General features: G+C 60.6%; 4 protein-coding genes. All 4 read right to left on the bottom strand.

All coding sequences use genetic code 11. The annotated features are described in order from the left end of the window. Positions 1-95: 95 nt before the first annotated feature. The 4 genes from ACEN9K_RS06490 to ACEN9K_RS06475 all read right to left on the bottom strand — a co-directional run bounded on the left by ACEN9K_RS06490 (position 96) and on the right by ACEN9K_RS06475 (position 16,566). Positions 96-5,552 carry a DUF3320 domain-containing protein gene (locus tag ACEN9K_RS06490; RefSeq protein WP_495635404.1) on the bottom strand — a complete coding sequence of 1,819 codons (5,457 nt, stop codon included), beginning with the start codon at positions 5,550-5,552 and terminating at the stop codon, positions 96-98. Between the two features lie 188 nt (positions 5,553-5,740). Further along, positions 5,741-8,131, bottom strand: a complete 2,391-nt coding sequence (locus ACEN9K_RS06485; protein ID WP_495635403.1) for a HelD family protein — start codon at positions 8,129-8,131, stop codon at positions 5,741-5,743. A gap of 156 nt (positions 8,132-8,287) precedes the next feature. Continuing rightward, on the bottom strand, positions 8,288-10,507 hold the full coding sequence (locus tag ACEN9K_RS06480; protein ID WP_495635402.1) for a 3'-5' exonuclease: 2,220 nt from the start codon (positions 10,505-10,507) through the stop codon (positions 8,288-8,290). Continuing rightward, positions 10,507-16,566, bottom strand: a complete 6,060-nt coding sequence (locus ACEN9K_RS06475; RefSeq protein ID WP_495635401.1) for a DEAD/DEAH box helicase — start codon at positions 16,564-16,566, stop codon at positions 10,507-10,509. The genes ACEN9K_RS06480 and ACEN9K_RS06475 overlap by 1 nt, the downstream gene beginning before the upstream one ends. Positions 16,567-16,688 lie beyond the last annotated feature (122 nt).

Raw genomic sequence — 16,688 nt, 5'->3', positions numbered from 1 at the left:
AGGAAGGCTCGATGTGCTTGATTTGCTCACCCCTGCCAAATCATGAGCATGAAGCGCCCGCCAAGATGGCGCCGGGCGGGCGCTTTAAACGCACCTTATTGCGCAGTCTCGTATGAGCCGTCTGGCCGGCGCAGGCAGTAACCCTTCTTTACGGCTCTCCGAAGGCTCCGCTGAAGTGCATTCTGGATATCGGGGCCTCGTCGTGCCCAGCCGAAGACATTACGGATGGCGACGAGTAACTCTTCTTCTGTAATGACTATTGAGTCAGCAACTACGAGACGTACGGCCTCATCGAACTCTTCAGGCGGGATTGCACCCGCTTTACGAATGTCACTTTGTCCCGTTGGTCGTCGGACGTTTACTGCGTTTGCGCCATCGACTCGGATAAAGCCTTCTTTATCGAGCTTCACTTTCATGCCGCTAACTTTGGCAAGTGATAATGCTCTTTCAATGTTGATTTTGGCGCGCGGACCAATGGCGCCGGCTCCCCAGTGCTCCCGCAACCGAGTGTGAAAGGTATCTACGTGCAGCGGTGCTTCGACGCTAACGACGTGGGCCGCATACTGGATGAGGTCTGTAAGTGCGTCGGCATCTCCCGGCTGGTACCAATACCGGTGCGCAGGCTTTGAGGCGGAGGTGTATGGCACCGTCCAGGCGGGCGGGGCGGACAGGTCTATCTCTTCATACTCCATGGGCCCGGTACTTTCCGCCGCCTGAGCAATAGCCGGAACGCCGTGGTTCCCACTCACAGCGTCCTCAATTGCCTGCTTCAGAGCGATCTCCTGTGTGGACCGGTCTCTGTACCAGCTCAAACCCCAGATCCGATAGATATCCCACCCGAGCCCCCGCAGCACAGATTCCCTCAGGCGGTCTCTGTCACGCGCGCTCTTTGCCGAATGATAAGCAGCTCCGTCGCACTCGATGCCCAGCATGAAGCTCCCGGGCTTGTCAGGATGACGAACCCCTATATCTATCCTGTAGCCACCAGCCCCAACCTGAGACACGGCGTCGTAACCCCATGCCCTGATTACGCGAAGGACTTCCTCTTCAAAGGGGCTCTCGGCATCCCCCACAGATCCGGATATGTCAGAGGCTAAGGCCGCTCGGCCCCGGGCAGCAAAGTCCAGATAATTCTTCAGGTGACGATTTCCTGCTGACGCGCCGTCAGACATGTCTCCAGCATGGAATGAGCTGACTACTTCGACCCTTCGGCGTGCGCGCGTGATTGCCACGTTTAGTCTCCGTTCGCCGCCTTTCCGAGTCAGGGGTCCGAAGTTCATTGCCAGCTTTCCCGCTTCATCGGGCCCGTAGCCAATACTGAAGATGATGATGTCTCGCTCGTCGCCCTGGACGGACTCGAGATTCTTCACAAAGAACCCGCGGAGTCGATCATGGTCTTCCATGAGACCCGTAAGCAGCGGCTCTAGTTCTGCGCGACGTTCAATAGCTTCGGAAACAGCCTCGGCTTGTTGTGTAGAGAACGTTACGACTCCGAGCGAGAGGTCCGGGTTAACGCGGCGGTGTTCAAGGACACGGTCCACGACGCGCTCTGCTTCAATGGGATTCTTGCTACCAGCTCCTCGCTGATAGATACCCTGAACGAATTCGTGATGTACCCCGAGGTCGTCAGCTTCCTGGGTGGCGCCAGGGAATGTATTGAGTTTCCCCTCGTAAATCCGGTAGTTCGAATAGGTAATGAGATCTTCATGAAGGCTGCGGTAGTGCCATGAGAGCGGCAGGGACACCATAGCCCCCGAAGCCTTACATAGGTCCAAGACGCTATCGAAGTTGTCCGGTTCATCTTCGTCGTCGCTTTCAATATCTGCAGCCGAGAAGAAGGACGTTGGCGGGAGCTGTCGCTGGTCCCCAGCCACGATCAGCTGTTTGCCCCTGTAGATGCAATTGACGGAATCCGCGGGCATGACCTGAGAGGCCTCATCGAAGATAACGACATCGAAGACGAACCCTGCGGGGAGATACTGCGATACGGAAAGAGGACTCATCATGAAGCAGGGCTTCAGCCCCTGGACTACAGAGCCGGTTTCTTCCAACAAGCGCCTAATGGGTTTGTGACGTGACTTCTTGTTGGCCTCGTGGGCGATCACTGCCGCGGGCCCGGCCATGCTGCGTGGACGTCGGGCAACACAGGCCGTTACGACGTCGGCGTAAGCATTGACGATTAGGTTTCCGTCCAATTCCTTGAACTGTTTCAGCAGGCTTTCGCGGCCGGACGCACGGTGCTCTGACAACCTGTCATCGTCTTCAATGATGCTTTCTGCCCAAGGTTCCAGTGCAGCCCTTTCAATTGCCGGCACTACTTGGTCCGCTGGCGCATGGCTATCTCGCAGGGCTGTCAGCGTCTCGGGCAATCCGGCATCGGAAAGAGCCCCAAAAAGCCTTTTGTACTCAAACCAAACATCGATATCAGCAGCCGGATTAGAACCGAGGGCGGCAAGGAGCTCCTCTGCATATTCAAGGTCCTGGTTCAGTTCCGCGCTGAGCTCGGTCGAGCGCTCGGCATCGAAGAAGCCGACCAGCTTGTCTCTGGCTTCCAACCAGGAAGAATGGCCTTCGGCCAAATCGAGGTCGGAGGCGTCGAAATCCTCGATGAACCGGACATCATCATTCTCGATTGGTCCTCCGACGATTCTGCGCAGGGCTGCGATCCAGTCGTAGTCGGCTCGGACCGCTGCCCAGTCTGTTTTCCGTGGACTGTATCGCTTGCCCAATACCTCGGAATCGTGCCGCGAACGTTCGGCGGTTTTCTCGTCCATCTCGTCCAAGACCTCGATCTGGCGGAGAACTGCATTTGCGGCAAGCGGTGTTGCCGTCTCGCCCAGCATCTCCGAAAGCCGGTGCCGCAAAGGTTGCGCGGTCGAAAAGTTTTCTTGGGCTGCCTTGAGTATTCCCAAAATGTGAGTCAATGGCAGATCACTGACCTGTTCGTGGAAGACAGTGCTGAAGAGTGCATGCGTGTCGGCCCGGAAGCGCTCCACCATGGTGGCAACGTCTCTTGCCAGGGGAATCAGCTCGGCGTCTGGCGTGTTGGCTTTGCTCAACTGCCTGGCCAGCGCGGAGGATGCTATGTCGTCGCCGGCCAGCTTCAGGGCCGTTCGGGCCACCTCAAGTGCCTGAGCGATCCTTGCAAAGTCGGTTGCAGTGCCTCGGTAGTAACTACCGAGCCGAGGCCCGTATTCGGGCTCGCTTTCAGCGAGATTCTCCTGTGCTGTCTGCCAAGAGATGGCATCGCCAAGCATCGCAATTATCTCTTTGTTGACGACTCCGGCAACGGTTACCTCGCGAAGCGTTTTCTTATCCGCCCGGGCTTGTTTACTCCAGGCTTTAAGTCCTCGGTGCTGCAATTCAAAGCGAGCCTTCAGGCCTTTGAGATCAAGTGCGAGGATTTCAGGGCTGAAGGTTGACTCCATTGCCGACTGACGGTCGCGAACGATGGCAGCCAGCTCCCCGAGGATCCGCGCGCTTTCATCCAAGGCTCCTTGGACACTCGGGTTGATCCAATGTGGTTCCGGCAGGCTGCCTTGCTGGCTGAGCTCTGCGAGTGATGAGAGCGCTAGGCATTTTTTTAGCGTCAGTGTTTGCGGTTCAACATCGAAAAGCACGCCTAGTTGCTGGGCTTTGTCGAGTAGAGATTCGAGCAAGGAGGCAGCCCCAGAAGTTCCCAGTTCAATGCCGCTTAGCTGGCCGAACGGAAATTGGTTCAGGGGACGACAGAAAATCGCCGGATCGTGCTCGAGGAAAGTTTCAAGCGGAGCTATAAGGCTCTTGTCGTTCTTGTCCCATCTGTCCCCGCAAGTACTGTCAATTTCAGATTTTTTGGCTTGGTATTCAACGTCGTCTGCCTGAAGGCTTTCGATCCTTCGAAGAACATCAGTGAATTTTGACTCGGAATACCAGTGTCGGGGAACGTTCCTTCTTGAACAGAGATGGGCGGAAAGATCCGCTCGAGAACGAACGCCGGCAATGTCCACGGCAACAGGCCAGAATGGAATCTGTGCGTCAAAGAGCCTGACTGTCCGTAGGAGGCGTTCTGTCACCAAGGCCAGAGCGTCAACACACTTTTCGACCTCCTTGACTTGTGCTTGTGTGAGGCTCGATCCGGCGAGACCTCGCCATGAGAAAGATTCTCCTTCCGCAGCCGGGCGCCACACTTTCGACAGTGATGTGGCGGCAAGCAAGATGTCTGCAAGTGCGTCCGCGGAAAGCGAGCCAAGTTTGCTGAGGTCTCCAGAAGGGTATTCGCCAACGTTTGCCAGCTGGGCAAGCCGTCCCAAGACATCGAAGAGGCTGCGCCCTAACGGGCTTCGGACCTCGTTCATTGCATCAGCATGGTCGCTTAGCCTGGTCCGGCTTTTGATGAGTTGAGATCGGTCCGTTTCCGAAAAAGAGCTCTTTACGACCGGGCGGCGGGTCAGCTCAGCGTGAAGCGTCTGGACCACTTGCTTGCGGGTCGCCTTGTGGCTATGCAGTTCAAGCAGGAATGGATCCAATTGCCTGCTTGTCAGCCGATCCCTCACTACGTCCAGGGCCGCGGCTTTTTCACTGACGAACAGCACAGTTTTCCCTGTTGCGATGAGCTCAGCGATGATGTTGGCGATCGTCTGACTTTTGCCGGTGCCTGGGGGCCCGTCCATGATAAAGCTACGACCTTCTCTTGCCGCAAGAATGCACTTTCGTTGACTTCCATCGGCGTCAAGAATGCTGTGGAGCTTTTCAGGCGGCAGGCGGAAGTCCAGCTCTTCGTCAGAAACAGGGTTAAAGGCGAACGCCTCCGACTTCGGCGCCTCGGGGCCCAGTGCCATGAGTTGAATCATGCTATTGGCGACAATCTTGGCTTCGTTCTGCTCAAGGTCACGGTACATAGCTTCCTTATGGAAGCTGAAGATGGACATCACAACCCGCTCGTCAACAGTCCAGTCTGGGTACTGGGCGATGGCCGTGCGCACGGCGGGCAGTACCGTCGCAACATTCAGGTCGTCTACGTCGAACTCTGGGAGATCCAGGCCGAAGTCCCTGCTGAGCTTGAGGCCAAGGGCCGTGTTCAGCGCCGGTTCATCTTCCGTTCGCCTCAGCACATACTGCTTTCCCTCCTTGGCCAGACGGACGGGCACCAGCAGCAACGGACTTGAGATTTTCTTTCCGTCAGCGGGATCTATCCAATTGAGCATGCCGTGGCCCAGATAAAGGGTCCACACCCCACGGTCCGCATATTCTTGTTCCGAGCGTTGATGCAGCCGCTTTGACGTACTCAGGATTTGGGCAGCGGTTTTGCCAGTGACGCTTAGGGTTCGTGAACCTTTCGTGGGAAGCCTCAGGGCTTGTGCCGATTCACCCGATACCTCGTCTGCAGGTTCACTGCTGACGAGCATGACGTCGCCCTCCCCCACCAGGGCTTCTACCCCTGAGCAGCCAGGTTCAAGGATTTCGAAAGTCCCACTCTTGGGGTGCTGGAAATAGACAAGCCTCTGACGTCTGTCGATCGACAACAGGTCGTCCCGCCAGCGTTGCATCTGCAGCGCGAGCTTCTTGTCCAAGACACCATTGCCTGTCGACACGGTTCTCCTACCTTTCCGCCCCATGCGGAGAATTGATGCATTTCACTCAACGTCTCGGTCTTTTCGAGCGGATCGTCCAATGAAGGATATCTGTCTAATTGGTCTGCTGAGTTTCCAGTCCAAACTACGGCTGCAGCCTCAATTTTGAGTCAAGTTCTGCCGAGTTATCACTTTTCCGAAGCAAGCCGGGCCAGCTCTTCGACGACAGCTGGAACCAACTTGGGAGGCACGTTATCCCGCAGCTGGGACGCGAAAAACTTGGCCCAATGCTCAGCCATCGCCTGCTGCATTCCATCCAGGCGGGACAGCTCCGTGCCCGCAAAACTATCCGGGGCACCGACAACTGCCAAGGATGGGACGACGTCGGAAACTGGGTTATCTACCGGCGTGACACTAGATGCGACATCAGGGAAAGCTGAGTCGGCTCCGGGAGCTGGATCGCCAAATGTGGTTAAGTCGGATTCTGATGGCTGTCGCGGTTGTTCAGGGTCAAGCGCTCTTGGCGACTGAGGTTCGTCGGGTCCACCAAGAATCGGCGGCAACGAGCCGGCGGGATAGATCACGTCCAGATGAGTAGTTGTTCGGGTCAGTGCGATGTACAGCATGCGTTCGCCATGCGGCATTGCCAGGATTCCCGCCGGATCAACCACCAGGACGGCGTCAAACTCGAGCCCCTTGGCATCCTCAGGCGTAACAAGATTGATGGCGGTGGACAGCTCACCTTCGGTTGATTCGCTCCACTGCAAATCATCACTTCGGAACGCGGCTCTAAGCTCAGGCCATAAGTATGTCGGGGCGATCACACCCACAAAGCGGCCCCGTCCACTGTGGGTGAATACGCAGCGCGATACCTCGTGGGCCAGGTCCTCCCGATAGGCCCCAACGAAGCGCGGCTCGTAGTCAACGTCCCTCAAGATCCGCGGAGGAGTTATGGAAGGGGCGGCTGACTGGAGAACCGGCAGGGCGATGTCAAAGACCTGCTTCGGTACCCGATAGCCGTGCTCAAGCTCCACCACGCGGGTGCCCGTGCTGTCTGCTGTGGCCTCACTGAGAATCTGCACTACGTCGTCCCAGGAGTCGCGTGAATACGGCCCGGTCGATTGGGCTATGTCACCGACTACAGTCATCGATCCGTTTTTGGAACGTCTTCGGATGGCGCGAAGCTGCATCTTGGACAGGTCTTGTGCTTCGTCCACCACAATATGTCCGTATGTGCGTGGTGACTCGCGCATTAGGGCCTGCGCCTCATCGAGCAGGGCAAGATCGGCGATGGTCCAAGGCTCATCTCCTACTTTGTCTGATTGCTGCCTGTACAACAGCTCGATCTCTTCCGACGTCAGGTGACCGTAGGCAGCCCGCTTCAGCCGTTCCTTAGAACCAAGGAGTTCCCGCAGGTACTGCTGCGGGGTGATCTGTGGCCAAATCTTTTCGACTTCCGCTTCAAGAGCTCGGATGTCGAGAAATTGTTCCGGAGCCACCTGACGGATGTTGCCAAGCAAAGGGGCGCACAGCTCGACGAGCCGCTGCCTGAAGCGCCGCCGGCCATCAGCAAATGTCTCGAATTGCATGTTATTCAAGACGTCGACGACGGAGTTTGCAGGAATGGAGACAGTAAGGACGGTATTTCTTCGCTGAATTCGCACATCCGCGGCCGGAACTCGGATGCGTTGCTTCAGCCCGCTTTTTAAGACCTGGCTCATACGTGCCGAGCCTTTAACCTTCGCCGTCTCAGTTGAGTCTTCCCCGCTGACACGCACGTCGTTGGACAAGAGGTTCTGCAGTGCCTGCTGGACGACATCGTCGTCTCCAAGATCGGGCAAAACCCTTCGGATGTACTTGGTGAAAGTCGGGTTGGGTCCGACGACCAAGACATCCTCTGGCGGCAAGTCGTCCTGATAGTTGAAGAGGAGCCAGGAGACACGATGAAGGGCCACAGCCGTCTTGCCAGTGCCAGGGCCGCCCTGTATGACAAGGAGCTGGTCCGGGTCCGCGCGCACGAGCTTGTCTTGAGCCGCCTGGATCGTCTTGACGATATCCGTCATCTCTGAGCCGCGCTTGCGGCTTAACGCCTGCAGGAGGGCATCCCCCGTATAGGTGTGCTCGTCGAGCTCGCTAACGGCTTCAGCCAATGCTTTGAAGACTATGTCTTCGAAATCGAGAATCTTGTTGGCTGGCGCGTCGAAGACCCGCTTGCTGCGCAGCCCCATGGGATCTTGTATAGAGGCCTGGTTAGCTACCGCCGCGGCTGGGGCCTGCCAGTTGACGACCAGGAGATTCTTGTCCTCATCGAAGATGGCAACCTTACCGATATACAGTTTGTCGCCGTCTTCAAAGTCAATGCGCGAAAGTGCAATCGGGTCATCAGGGGAGGCAACCCTGCGTTTCTCCATGGCTTGCTTATAGGCGCGCCGTTCAACGGCTGAACCCGCCGAAGCCGTAGACAGGGACCACGCTGCGTCCTGGCTGTCACGGTATTGCTTCGCCCGATCGAAGTAGGATTGCTCCCGTTGAAGTTCAGCTGCCTTAGAGAGAGATCCGACGCCGGCGTCTACACCCACTATTGCCCCCAGTTTTGTCGGCCCCAATGGGCCGTTCTTGCTCAGTCACAATAATGTAGCTGGAGCGGGCGACAATTGTAGAAAGCCATGCGTTGTGAGCAGGTAAATTCGCAACGTAAACGCCCCACGCTGGCCCCCGGTTCAGTAGCGTCCCGGCTAGTAACTAACTCCGAGCAGTCCCGACGGTTTCCCGTTCCACGAGACCACCAGTTCATCCCGCGCCCGCGTCGCCGCCACGTACAACAATGACCGCTCCTGCAACAGCGCATCCGATTTCTCGGCGTCACCGAGATCCTTCAGCGCCCATTGCAGAGGCATGTTCGCCTCCCCCACGCCGAAGAGGATGATCTTGGAAAACTCCATGCCCTTTGCCCGGTGCATGGTCATCACGACCGGTTCGCCAGAATGGGCCTCTTTGTCACCGGAGACTTTCTGGGCAGAGACTCCACGCTCAAGCAGTCCGCTGACGACGAAGTCCACCTGCTTGCCTGAGCGCACGAGTACGCCGATAGTCTCCGGGGCGAATTCTGGATCGGCTGTCCACGCCTTGACCCAATCAGCGGCGTTATCGAGCTCCTTGGAGAGCGACTCCTTACCCTCGAGCTGGGGGTGCGGCCCGCTTCTAGCGGACCGGTAGTCTGAGGATTGCTCCGCGGTGTCCTCAATGTCAGTGAACGGAATCCCGGAGAGGAGGCCGACGGCGAAAGCAAGGTTCTGGGCCGTCGTCCGGTAGTTGAGCGTCAGACGCCGTGAGCGCCCCACGATTTGGATGCCGAATCGGCTGAGGGGCACCTTCTGCCCATAGATCCGCTGGTGGGAGTCCTCCGCAATGAACAAGTCGTTGGCACCAGGCGCCACCAGTGCACGCAGCAGGAGCCAGTGGCCGCCGTGAAAATCTTGAGCCTCATCAACAATGACGTGGTCGAAGGGGCGGTCGCCTCCCCCAGCGGCCCGGTGATCAAGGACCGCAGCGGCCAGTGCTGCGAGTTCGGGGTAGCTCACGGCTCCCTTGCTCCGGCAGATCCGGCGATAAGCCTCAATGACCTTCCAAACCTCGATCCGTTTCATCCGGTTCAAGGCCGTCCCGCGACCTCCTCGCGGAACGGTCAGGTACCCGTCCCTGCCAGTCACTGAATTCGCAAGGACGATGGACAGGTACTCCTGCGCGAGGAATGTGGGGTTCGCCAGAGCGGGCTCGAGCTTGTGCTCCACTTGCTCAAGGGCCTCGCCCCAGTCCTTGTCACTGGAGCGGCTCGTCGCCGCGGCATCAGGAGTCCCAAGCACCGCGCTAAATGCGCTGGCTTGTTCCTCGGGCGACGCCTTTGACCAGACCTGGGCAGCGACAGAGTCGATGCCGGCTACAGTCACCGGGGCTTCACCCAGCTTGTCGCTCTGCTTCAGCCCTGGATCCAGACGCCCCACGTTTTGAGCAAGGCTATCGGCCAGCGTCTTCGTAAAGGTGGTCAAAAGGATGCGCGAGTCCGGGTACTGGTCTGCCAAGTGTTTGGCGCGATGGATCGCCACCACAGTTTTGCCCGTACCCGCCCCGCCGGAAAGCCGGAAGGCCCCGTTGCGGTCCTTGACCGCGTACTGGGCCTGGGCCGGGTGCAGGAATACCAGCCAGTCCTGAAAACTCTCGTTGTTGATGACGTACTCGAGGTCTTCGAACCCCTCGGCATACGTGAATTCAAGCTTCGAGGCAGGGTGCTTGAGCGCCTCGGCAAGCTTCTCATCATCGGACTTCGTGGGGTCATCGATGTAGTCGCCAATCCCCAGGCCTTCTTTGACTTCCTGGAGGGACTTCCCTGCCTCAAGGTCAATAAGGGCAAGACCCTGCCATTCTGGGACTGCGTCGTCCGTGACCACCAGTTCGAACGCTTCCACAGAAGCTGCGCCAATCGCAGCTGCACCTGTCCGTTCGGGGATGCCCAGCTCCTCGAAAAGGTACGACGGCGTGTACCCGGCCTTTTGGAGGCCGTTCTCATATGCGGGACCCGTCGCTGCAGGGGGAACAACGGCGGCCGGCTGAGGGGGCGCTGAGCCCTCAGCAGGTGCGCTGATGAGTTCCGCGATGCCACTAACAGGGTTGACGGTCAGAATGCTCGTCTGCGCCTTCTTGATCGCCTCGTCGTGGTTAAAAGTGCCCGCATAGACGTAATGCGGTTCAGTCCCGGCATTCAGCTTAAAAAGCACCGCCCGGAACTGCTGGTCAACGCGGCCTGTGCGCGCCCGGGAGTCCTTGTAGGTCTTCATCGGCTCGATGTGGAGGCCAGGCGAAGTGTCGTCTTCCTGAAGCTTGTAGAGGAAGTCCAGGACCTTGCCCTTGAGCGACCCGTCGACCTTGTTGGCCCCCTTCATCAGGGTTACCGATGCCATCAGTCGTTCTCCTTCAACTTAAATGCTTTCAAAACTTGTGCAGCATCGCCGGCCATAAGTGTCCAGCCTTCATACTCGCCCGCTGGATCGAAGACGACAGCCAGTTTGTGCTCCGGCCATGCAATGTCCAGCGGTGTCCCATCGTCAAGCTCGTAACCGAGCTCCGGCAGCGGCAACTCGTCGACTTCGGCGAGCACACCCAACAGTTTGTGCTCTGCAGGCGTCGCCATGTCGATGAGGTCCTGCCATTCCGGCCGGAGGTACTTACCCAGTGCTCCAGGTTCCACAATGACCGGGACCGAGGGCATAGCCAGAGTAACCGCGCCGATAGCCGGGGCTGTCCGCCTGAATCCGAGCAGGTTGCTCAGGCGCAGCCATTCGCGCCACACCTTTTTGTATCCCGGCTGCGCTACTGCTTCATCCCGTCCATCAAGGACGAGCACGACGTCGGCGCTCACCATGAGCGGCGAGGTCAGGTTTGCGGCACACCGGAGAGGACCTTCCGCATACATCCATGCGCGCCCCTCCCCCAGCTCAGGCGCCGCGTCCGGGTCATCCAGGGTGGCCTGCACGAAGGCCGGAAGGTCCACAATGGATTTCTTAAACGGGCTGCACTTGCCCAGCATGAGCATGGGGATGGCATCGGACAGGTCCGCCCAGGCGTCCCTGTTTGGCTCCCGGATCCACTGCCACAGCTGGCTCATGGCATCGGACTTGACGGCGGCAAGCAGCGCGGGCTGAAGCGGCGTCGTCCCGTTTTGCACCATGCTCGCAGCCTTGTCAGTGAACCACGGGGGCACCGACTGCCCGTCGCCGGAAAAGGTATCGATATCCTCCCAAGTGACCGCCCATGGGACAACACCAACCGCCCTAAGAGCCTCCCGTTTGGCCGCATCGTCGGCCACCCTATTGTGCTCAGGCGACGCGTGGAATATGTAGCCGTCGGTGTAGATAGCCATCTTTGGGATGTTCGGGTCCGCCGTGGAGAGGACGAAGTCAGGTCGCGTGCCGTGAATGTCGACCTGGGGTTCGAGCCACCAGATGTGTTTGGCGCCCGGTAGGCGGAACTCCACCTTGTCGGCGCGAAGACCGGGGGTGACCTTAACGTTGGCACCGACGGCGGACAGCCTGTCCACGAGTGCCTTACGGAACTTGACCTCGAGGTGTGACTCCAGTGCTGGCGCAGGCGGGGGAACCTTGGTCACGGTCCAGCCGTCGAAGGTGGGATCACCGTCGTCGAGGACCCCGTCGTGCCCGGCCAGGATGCTGCGCAGGAGACGCTCCGCGGTCACGCGGGCCACCTTATCCACGTTCCAAGGGGACGCGAAGGGAAGGAGGCAGCGGTGGCACGCGAGGCGCTCCTCGTCGCGGCAATCGCAGTTCCGCACCACATCCCATGCGGCCCGCAGAAGGTTCCATACCTTCTCCGGTTTGGCGAATTCGGCGAGGTAGCCAGTCCCGCCGGGGACTTTGTCATGCAACAGCAGAGAGACGGTGGTGCCCCCGTCGGCAGGCTCGTTGATTGGCACTGCGGCGATGTGGTCCGGGGAGCCACCGATCACTTCACGGAGGCCGAGGAGTAACGCAGCGGTCAGGCTGGGGAGGGCAAAATCATCCCCCAGGACGCGACCCGCCGGGAGGCGAAGTGCAACCCCTTGCGTCGCGAGGACACGTGCGAGCGCCACCTCTGCCACGTGCTCGTCGCCGGACTTCCGGTACTTGCACCAGAAGCGGTGCTCATCAGGGTTGTTTGCACGCCCGGCGGAGTCCAGCTTGCCGCAGTACGAACAGACCCGAAACAGCGGCGCCTTGGACTCGTTGCCAGCGATAATCCGGGGCGCGGCGTTGGCAGAGGCGCGTCCCAGGTTGAGCCACCTGAGCTGTACCCGGTTCGCGTATTTGGCGCCGAACTCAAAGTCCTCGAGGAACCATTCCTCGGTGAGGTGCTCGGGATCGATGTCCGCTGCGAGGAGCGTATTGAAGCGTTCCTTGACACGTTGGTCAGAGCGATCACCGATGGCCACCTCGTCCCGGCGCACCTCTGCTGAGACGTTCTTCATGACCACAACGTCGAATTGCTGGCTTACGTCGGCGATACCGCCGAGATGGCACCGGCCACACGACTTAACCGGACCTGCGGCGTCCACCTCGGTGTGTATCCACCCGCACTCCGGGCATGCCTGCCAGCGCTGGATGTGGCTCTGCTGTGGGCCGAGGTCCACGGCGTCGATCTTTACCTCGAGGCCACGCGAGTAGAAAGTCGCACCCGGGGCAAGCTCATTGATCGCTATAGCAGCGCCGCGCTGCAGCGAGATCGTCTCGGTGACGTAGTCCTGCGTTTCAACCTCCTGCCAGGTCACGCCGATGTCAAGGTTCACCGAGTCGTCGAGGAGCGTGTAGTTCGGCAGTAGACCGTACTTCTCGAGCACGGAGATCCAATATTCGTCACGCAGGGCGAAGAGCTGTCCCCGCAGCATTCGTTGTGTTGCCTCGGCGGACTTGGGCGCCCGTTTGTCTTCGTCCGTGGCGGCGTTAGACTCCGCCATGGCCTTGAGCTCCGGCATCGCCTTCTCGATATCGTCGATGCGGGCCTTGAGTTCGTCGCAGTCGTCGGCCCACAGCCTGGCGGCCCGCACCACGTGCTCGGCGAGCTCACTCGACCCGTCAGCCCGGGGGGCAGCCCATTCCCGGAGCCTAGCGGCGCTATCGGGAGCGAGAAGATCCCCGAACTGGCCGAGGAACTCGCTGATATATTCCTCCGCATTGGAGTGAGCGGTCTCGATCAAATCTCCCAGAAAGGTTCCAGGTCCGTCGCCGGCGAGTGCGCCGGCGGCCTTCCGCGGATGAGGACGGCCGGCGTCGCGCGCGAACGTGTCCACCAGGTGGGCGAGGTACTGCCTTTGCAGGATCTCCTCGGCGTCAAGAAATGTGGCAGGCGGGCGGACTTGCCCGTTGATCACAGACAGCGGGTCGTGAAGCTTGGGCAGGTGCTCTCCGCGGCCGCGCGCGTAGGCAAGGACAAGTGAGTTCCCTGTCAGGCGGCCGGCGCGCCCCACTCGCTGCAAGTAGGAAGCAACGGACGTGGGGAGGGAGGCGAGCATGACGCAGGAAAGGTCACCGATATCGATGCCCATCTCCAGAGTGGGTGTCGCGACCAGTACGTTGGGTGCCTGCGGCGTCTGGACTGAGGCTTTGAACTCATTCTCGGCGCGCACCCGCTCCTCATCAGGCAGCAGTGACGTGTGCTCCTTGGCGACGACGCGCTTCGGCTCCCGCGCTCCGTACAGCTTGAGATAGAAGTTTTCCTCCTCGGGCTGCCGTGCGAGCCGGCCGGGACATCGAACATATAGACAGTGCGCACCGTCGAGCTGGTCCACCACAGTCGCGGAACCCGGTGTAACCGCGCGGCACACGGAGCACGCGAGGAAGTGGCGGCCGGCGCCGAGGCCCTCGCCGGTGGGTGCCTGCAGGAGGATCCGGTCGGTGGGAAGTGCAAAGATCGTGGCGCCGTCCTTGGCCTGCACGGTCTCGAGCACGCCTTGGCAAGCGAGCTGACTGAAGAGGGCCTTGGCCACAAAGGGGGCGTCCGCCTTCGGGATGTTGAGGCACAGCGAGGTCCAGCGCGTGTACCAGCTTTGGGCTTGGGCTATCGGGTCCATGTAGCCGGGGTCTCCGCCGCCGAGCCGCGGGAAGGCTGGCTTGGACCGCCCGGCAGGGAAGGCGGGCATACCCTCGCTGCGGCGCCGGCCGCCCCACACCTTCCAGCGCTGGGCCTTCTCCCCCGCCTCGACCATGTAGTCGTTGAGCCACCGGTGGCGGATGCCGCCCTGGGTACGGACACGTTCGACGACGCCGCGCACCCAAGCGAGCAGCGCACCGTCGTCGGTGAGCTGGTCTTCGAGACCAAGGGTGCCGGGCACCGCCTCGAGCGCAGTACGCGCGGCCGCGAGCATCGCGGGGGCTGTCCCGGCATCGGTTTCGGCGACAATGCTGCCGGTGAGCTCGAGGGTGCGGCCGAGGCGGGACTGGAGGCCGAACTCAAGGGAGGCGTCGAAAAGGACGCGCTTCTCCGCGTTGCGGGTCGCGTTCCGCTTCTCCTGGGCGTTGACCTCCGGATCCCAGTAGGCGCGGAACTGCGGCCTGTCGGCGTAGTCGGGGGCGATGAGCTGGTACTTGCGGACGGGAGTGGCGGCGTCCGCAAGTGCCCTGTCGACCAGCTGCTTGAGGGTGACGACTCCCCCGTCCGGTGCAACAGCCTCGAGCGCATTGCGGAAGGCGGCTCGCAGGGTGAGGATGTGCGAACGGGCTTGAACGAAGCCGGCACGGTGGGCGGCGTCCTGGACACTGTCGGTAAAGACGAGGGCCTTCTTCTCCCCCGAATCGAGGCCATCGGCGCCGAAGAGGTTTGAGATGCTCACGGAGAGCATGGTGGCGATGGCGCTGCCCAGGAAGCGGATGCCGTCCGCCGTTTGGCAGGCAGGGCAGACCTCGCGCTTGGAGTCGTCGTCCGCGTCCTGGCCCCGGAGCATGAGGACTGGGACGATGTGGCCCTCGTGGGCCTCGGCGGTGTCCTCGGCGGGCGGCTCGTGCAGGATGCCGCGGTTGACCGTATCGAGCCAGACGAGGCTGTCGGCGATCTCGCCTTTCTCGGCGCGGAGGGCGTCCTCGTTGGGGGCGTGGATTAGCGCGCGGAATCGCGGGTTGCCGGTGGCCTGCTCGCGGCGGATCTTCGAGTCGTCGTTCTCGAGGTCCGTTCCTGTGGGGCCAAGGACGGCGCCCCAGCCGGAGCGGCCGCAGTGGCGGCAGAAGACTGCAGGAAGGTAGAGGGTCCGGTCGGTGTGGGGGCCGTCGTCGCCCCAGCGGTAATGGTGCTCACCGTCCACCGACTTGTCGAGGCGGGACAGCTCACGCACCCAGAGGTGCGTCTCAACGGAGATGGCGTTGCGGTTGGGTTCGGGGACCGCGCGGGCATGGCTCAGGAGGGCGAGGAAGTGGGCCATGAACTCGGCGTGCCGCTCGGCGAGAGTAGCGCGGCGGCGGGGCCCGCCTGAGGAGTTGAACTCGCCGAAGACGCTCTCGGCCAGGTCGGAGAGGACGACGGCGTCGGTCGCCTCGTGGAGCACTGCGCGGGTGAGCGGATGCTTGCGGATGGCGCCGAGGAGGTCCGCTGGCTGTTCGCCGAAGAGGAGCTGGGAGACATGCTCGATGATCACGGCGTTAGTGTCTTCGGCTCCTGCGCCGAGGACCGCCTCGATGGCCTTGCCGGTGTCCTCAATACCTTCGGCAACACGGGCCATCTCAGCGGCAGGATCACCGGCCCAGGCCTCGCACCAAGCATCGATGCTGAGCCGGGACTCGGTAACGACCGCGTCGTCAGGGAAGGTTTCTCCGAAGACAGTCTGGGCAAAGCGGAGCATGGGCTCGGACTCGCCCTTTGCGCCGAGTGTCGCAGAGGTCGCGACGGGTGTTATGCGGCCCAGCGGACGGGCCCGGTCCTCCTCAGTCGGGCCGTGCGGAACTGTGCTGAGGTCCTTGGGCCAATGGCTCTTGAGGGCGAGGCCGAGGCGGCGCAGGAGCATTGCGACGTCGGTGCCCTGGGCGCCGTCGTAGGTGTGGAACTCATCGAGGACCACGTATTGCAGGGAGACTGCGGACTGCTCCCAGATCGACGCGTCCTCGCTGCGGAGCAGGAGCATATCCAGCATTTTGTAGTTGGTCAGGAGGATATCCGGTGCTTCGCTGCGGAAGATCTCGCGGGTGTTGATGAGCCCGGCGGCGGAAACCTTCGTGTGCTTCTGGCCGTCCTTCTGACCCGTGTAGATGCCGGCCGTGATGCCGCCGAGTTCAGGGTTCTCGGTGAGCAGGGCGGCGAGGCGCTGCGCCTGGTCGTTTGCGAGGGCGTTCATCGGGTAGAGGATGAGCGCCTTCATGCCTGTTATGCCCGCAGCCTTGGCCCGAAGTACGTGGTCAATGATCGGGTAGAGGAATGACTCTGTTTTGCCGGAACCTGTGCCGGTAGTGACCAAAGTTGGTTCCGGACGGCGGAATGCGCTGCTCACGGTGGTTGAGTCTGTCGACACATCTGGCATAGATGTCAGTCTCTGAAATGCCAGCGCCTGATGTCCATAAGGCGCAAAGCCCTTGTACCAGTCGAGGCAATCCCGCCACCCTTCGGCAGCAG

This window comes from Pseudarthrobacter sp. Pseusp20 (genome assembly GCF_059492155.1).
The sequence above is the reverse complement of the archived record's forward strand: the minus strand, read 5'-3'. Positions and strand labels throughout refer to the sequence as shown.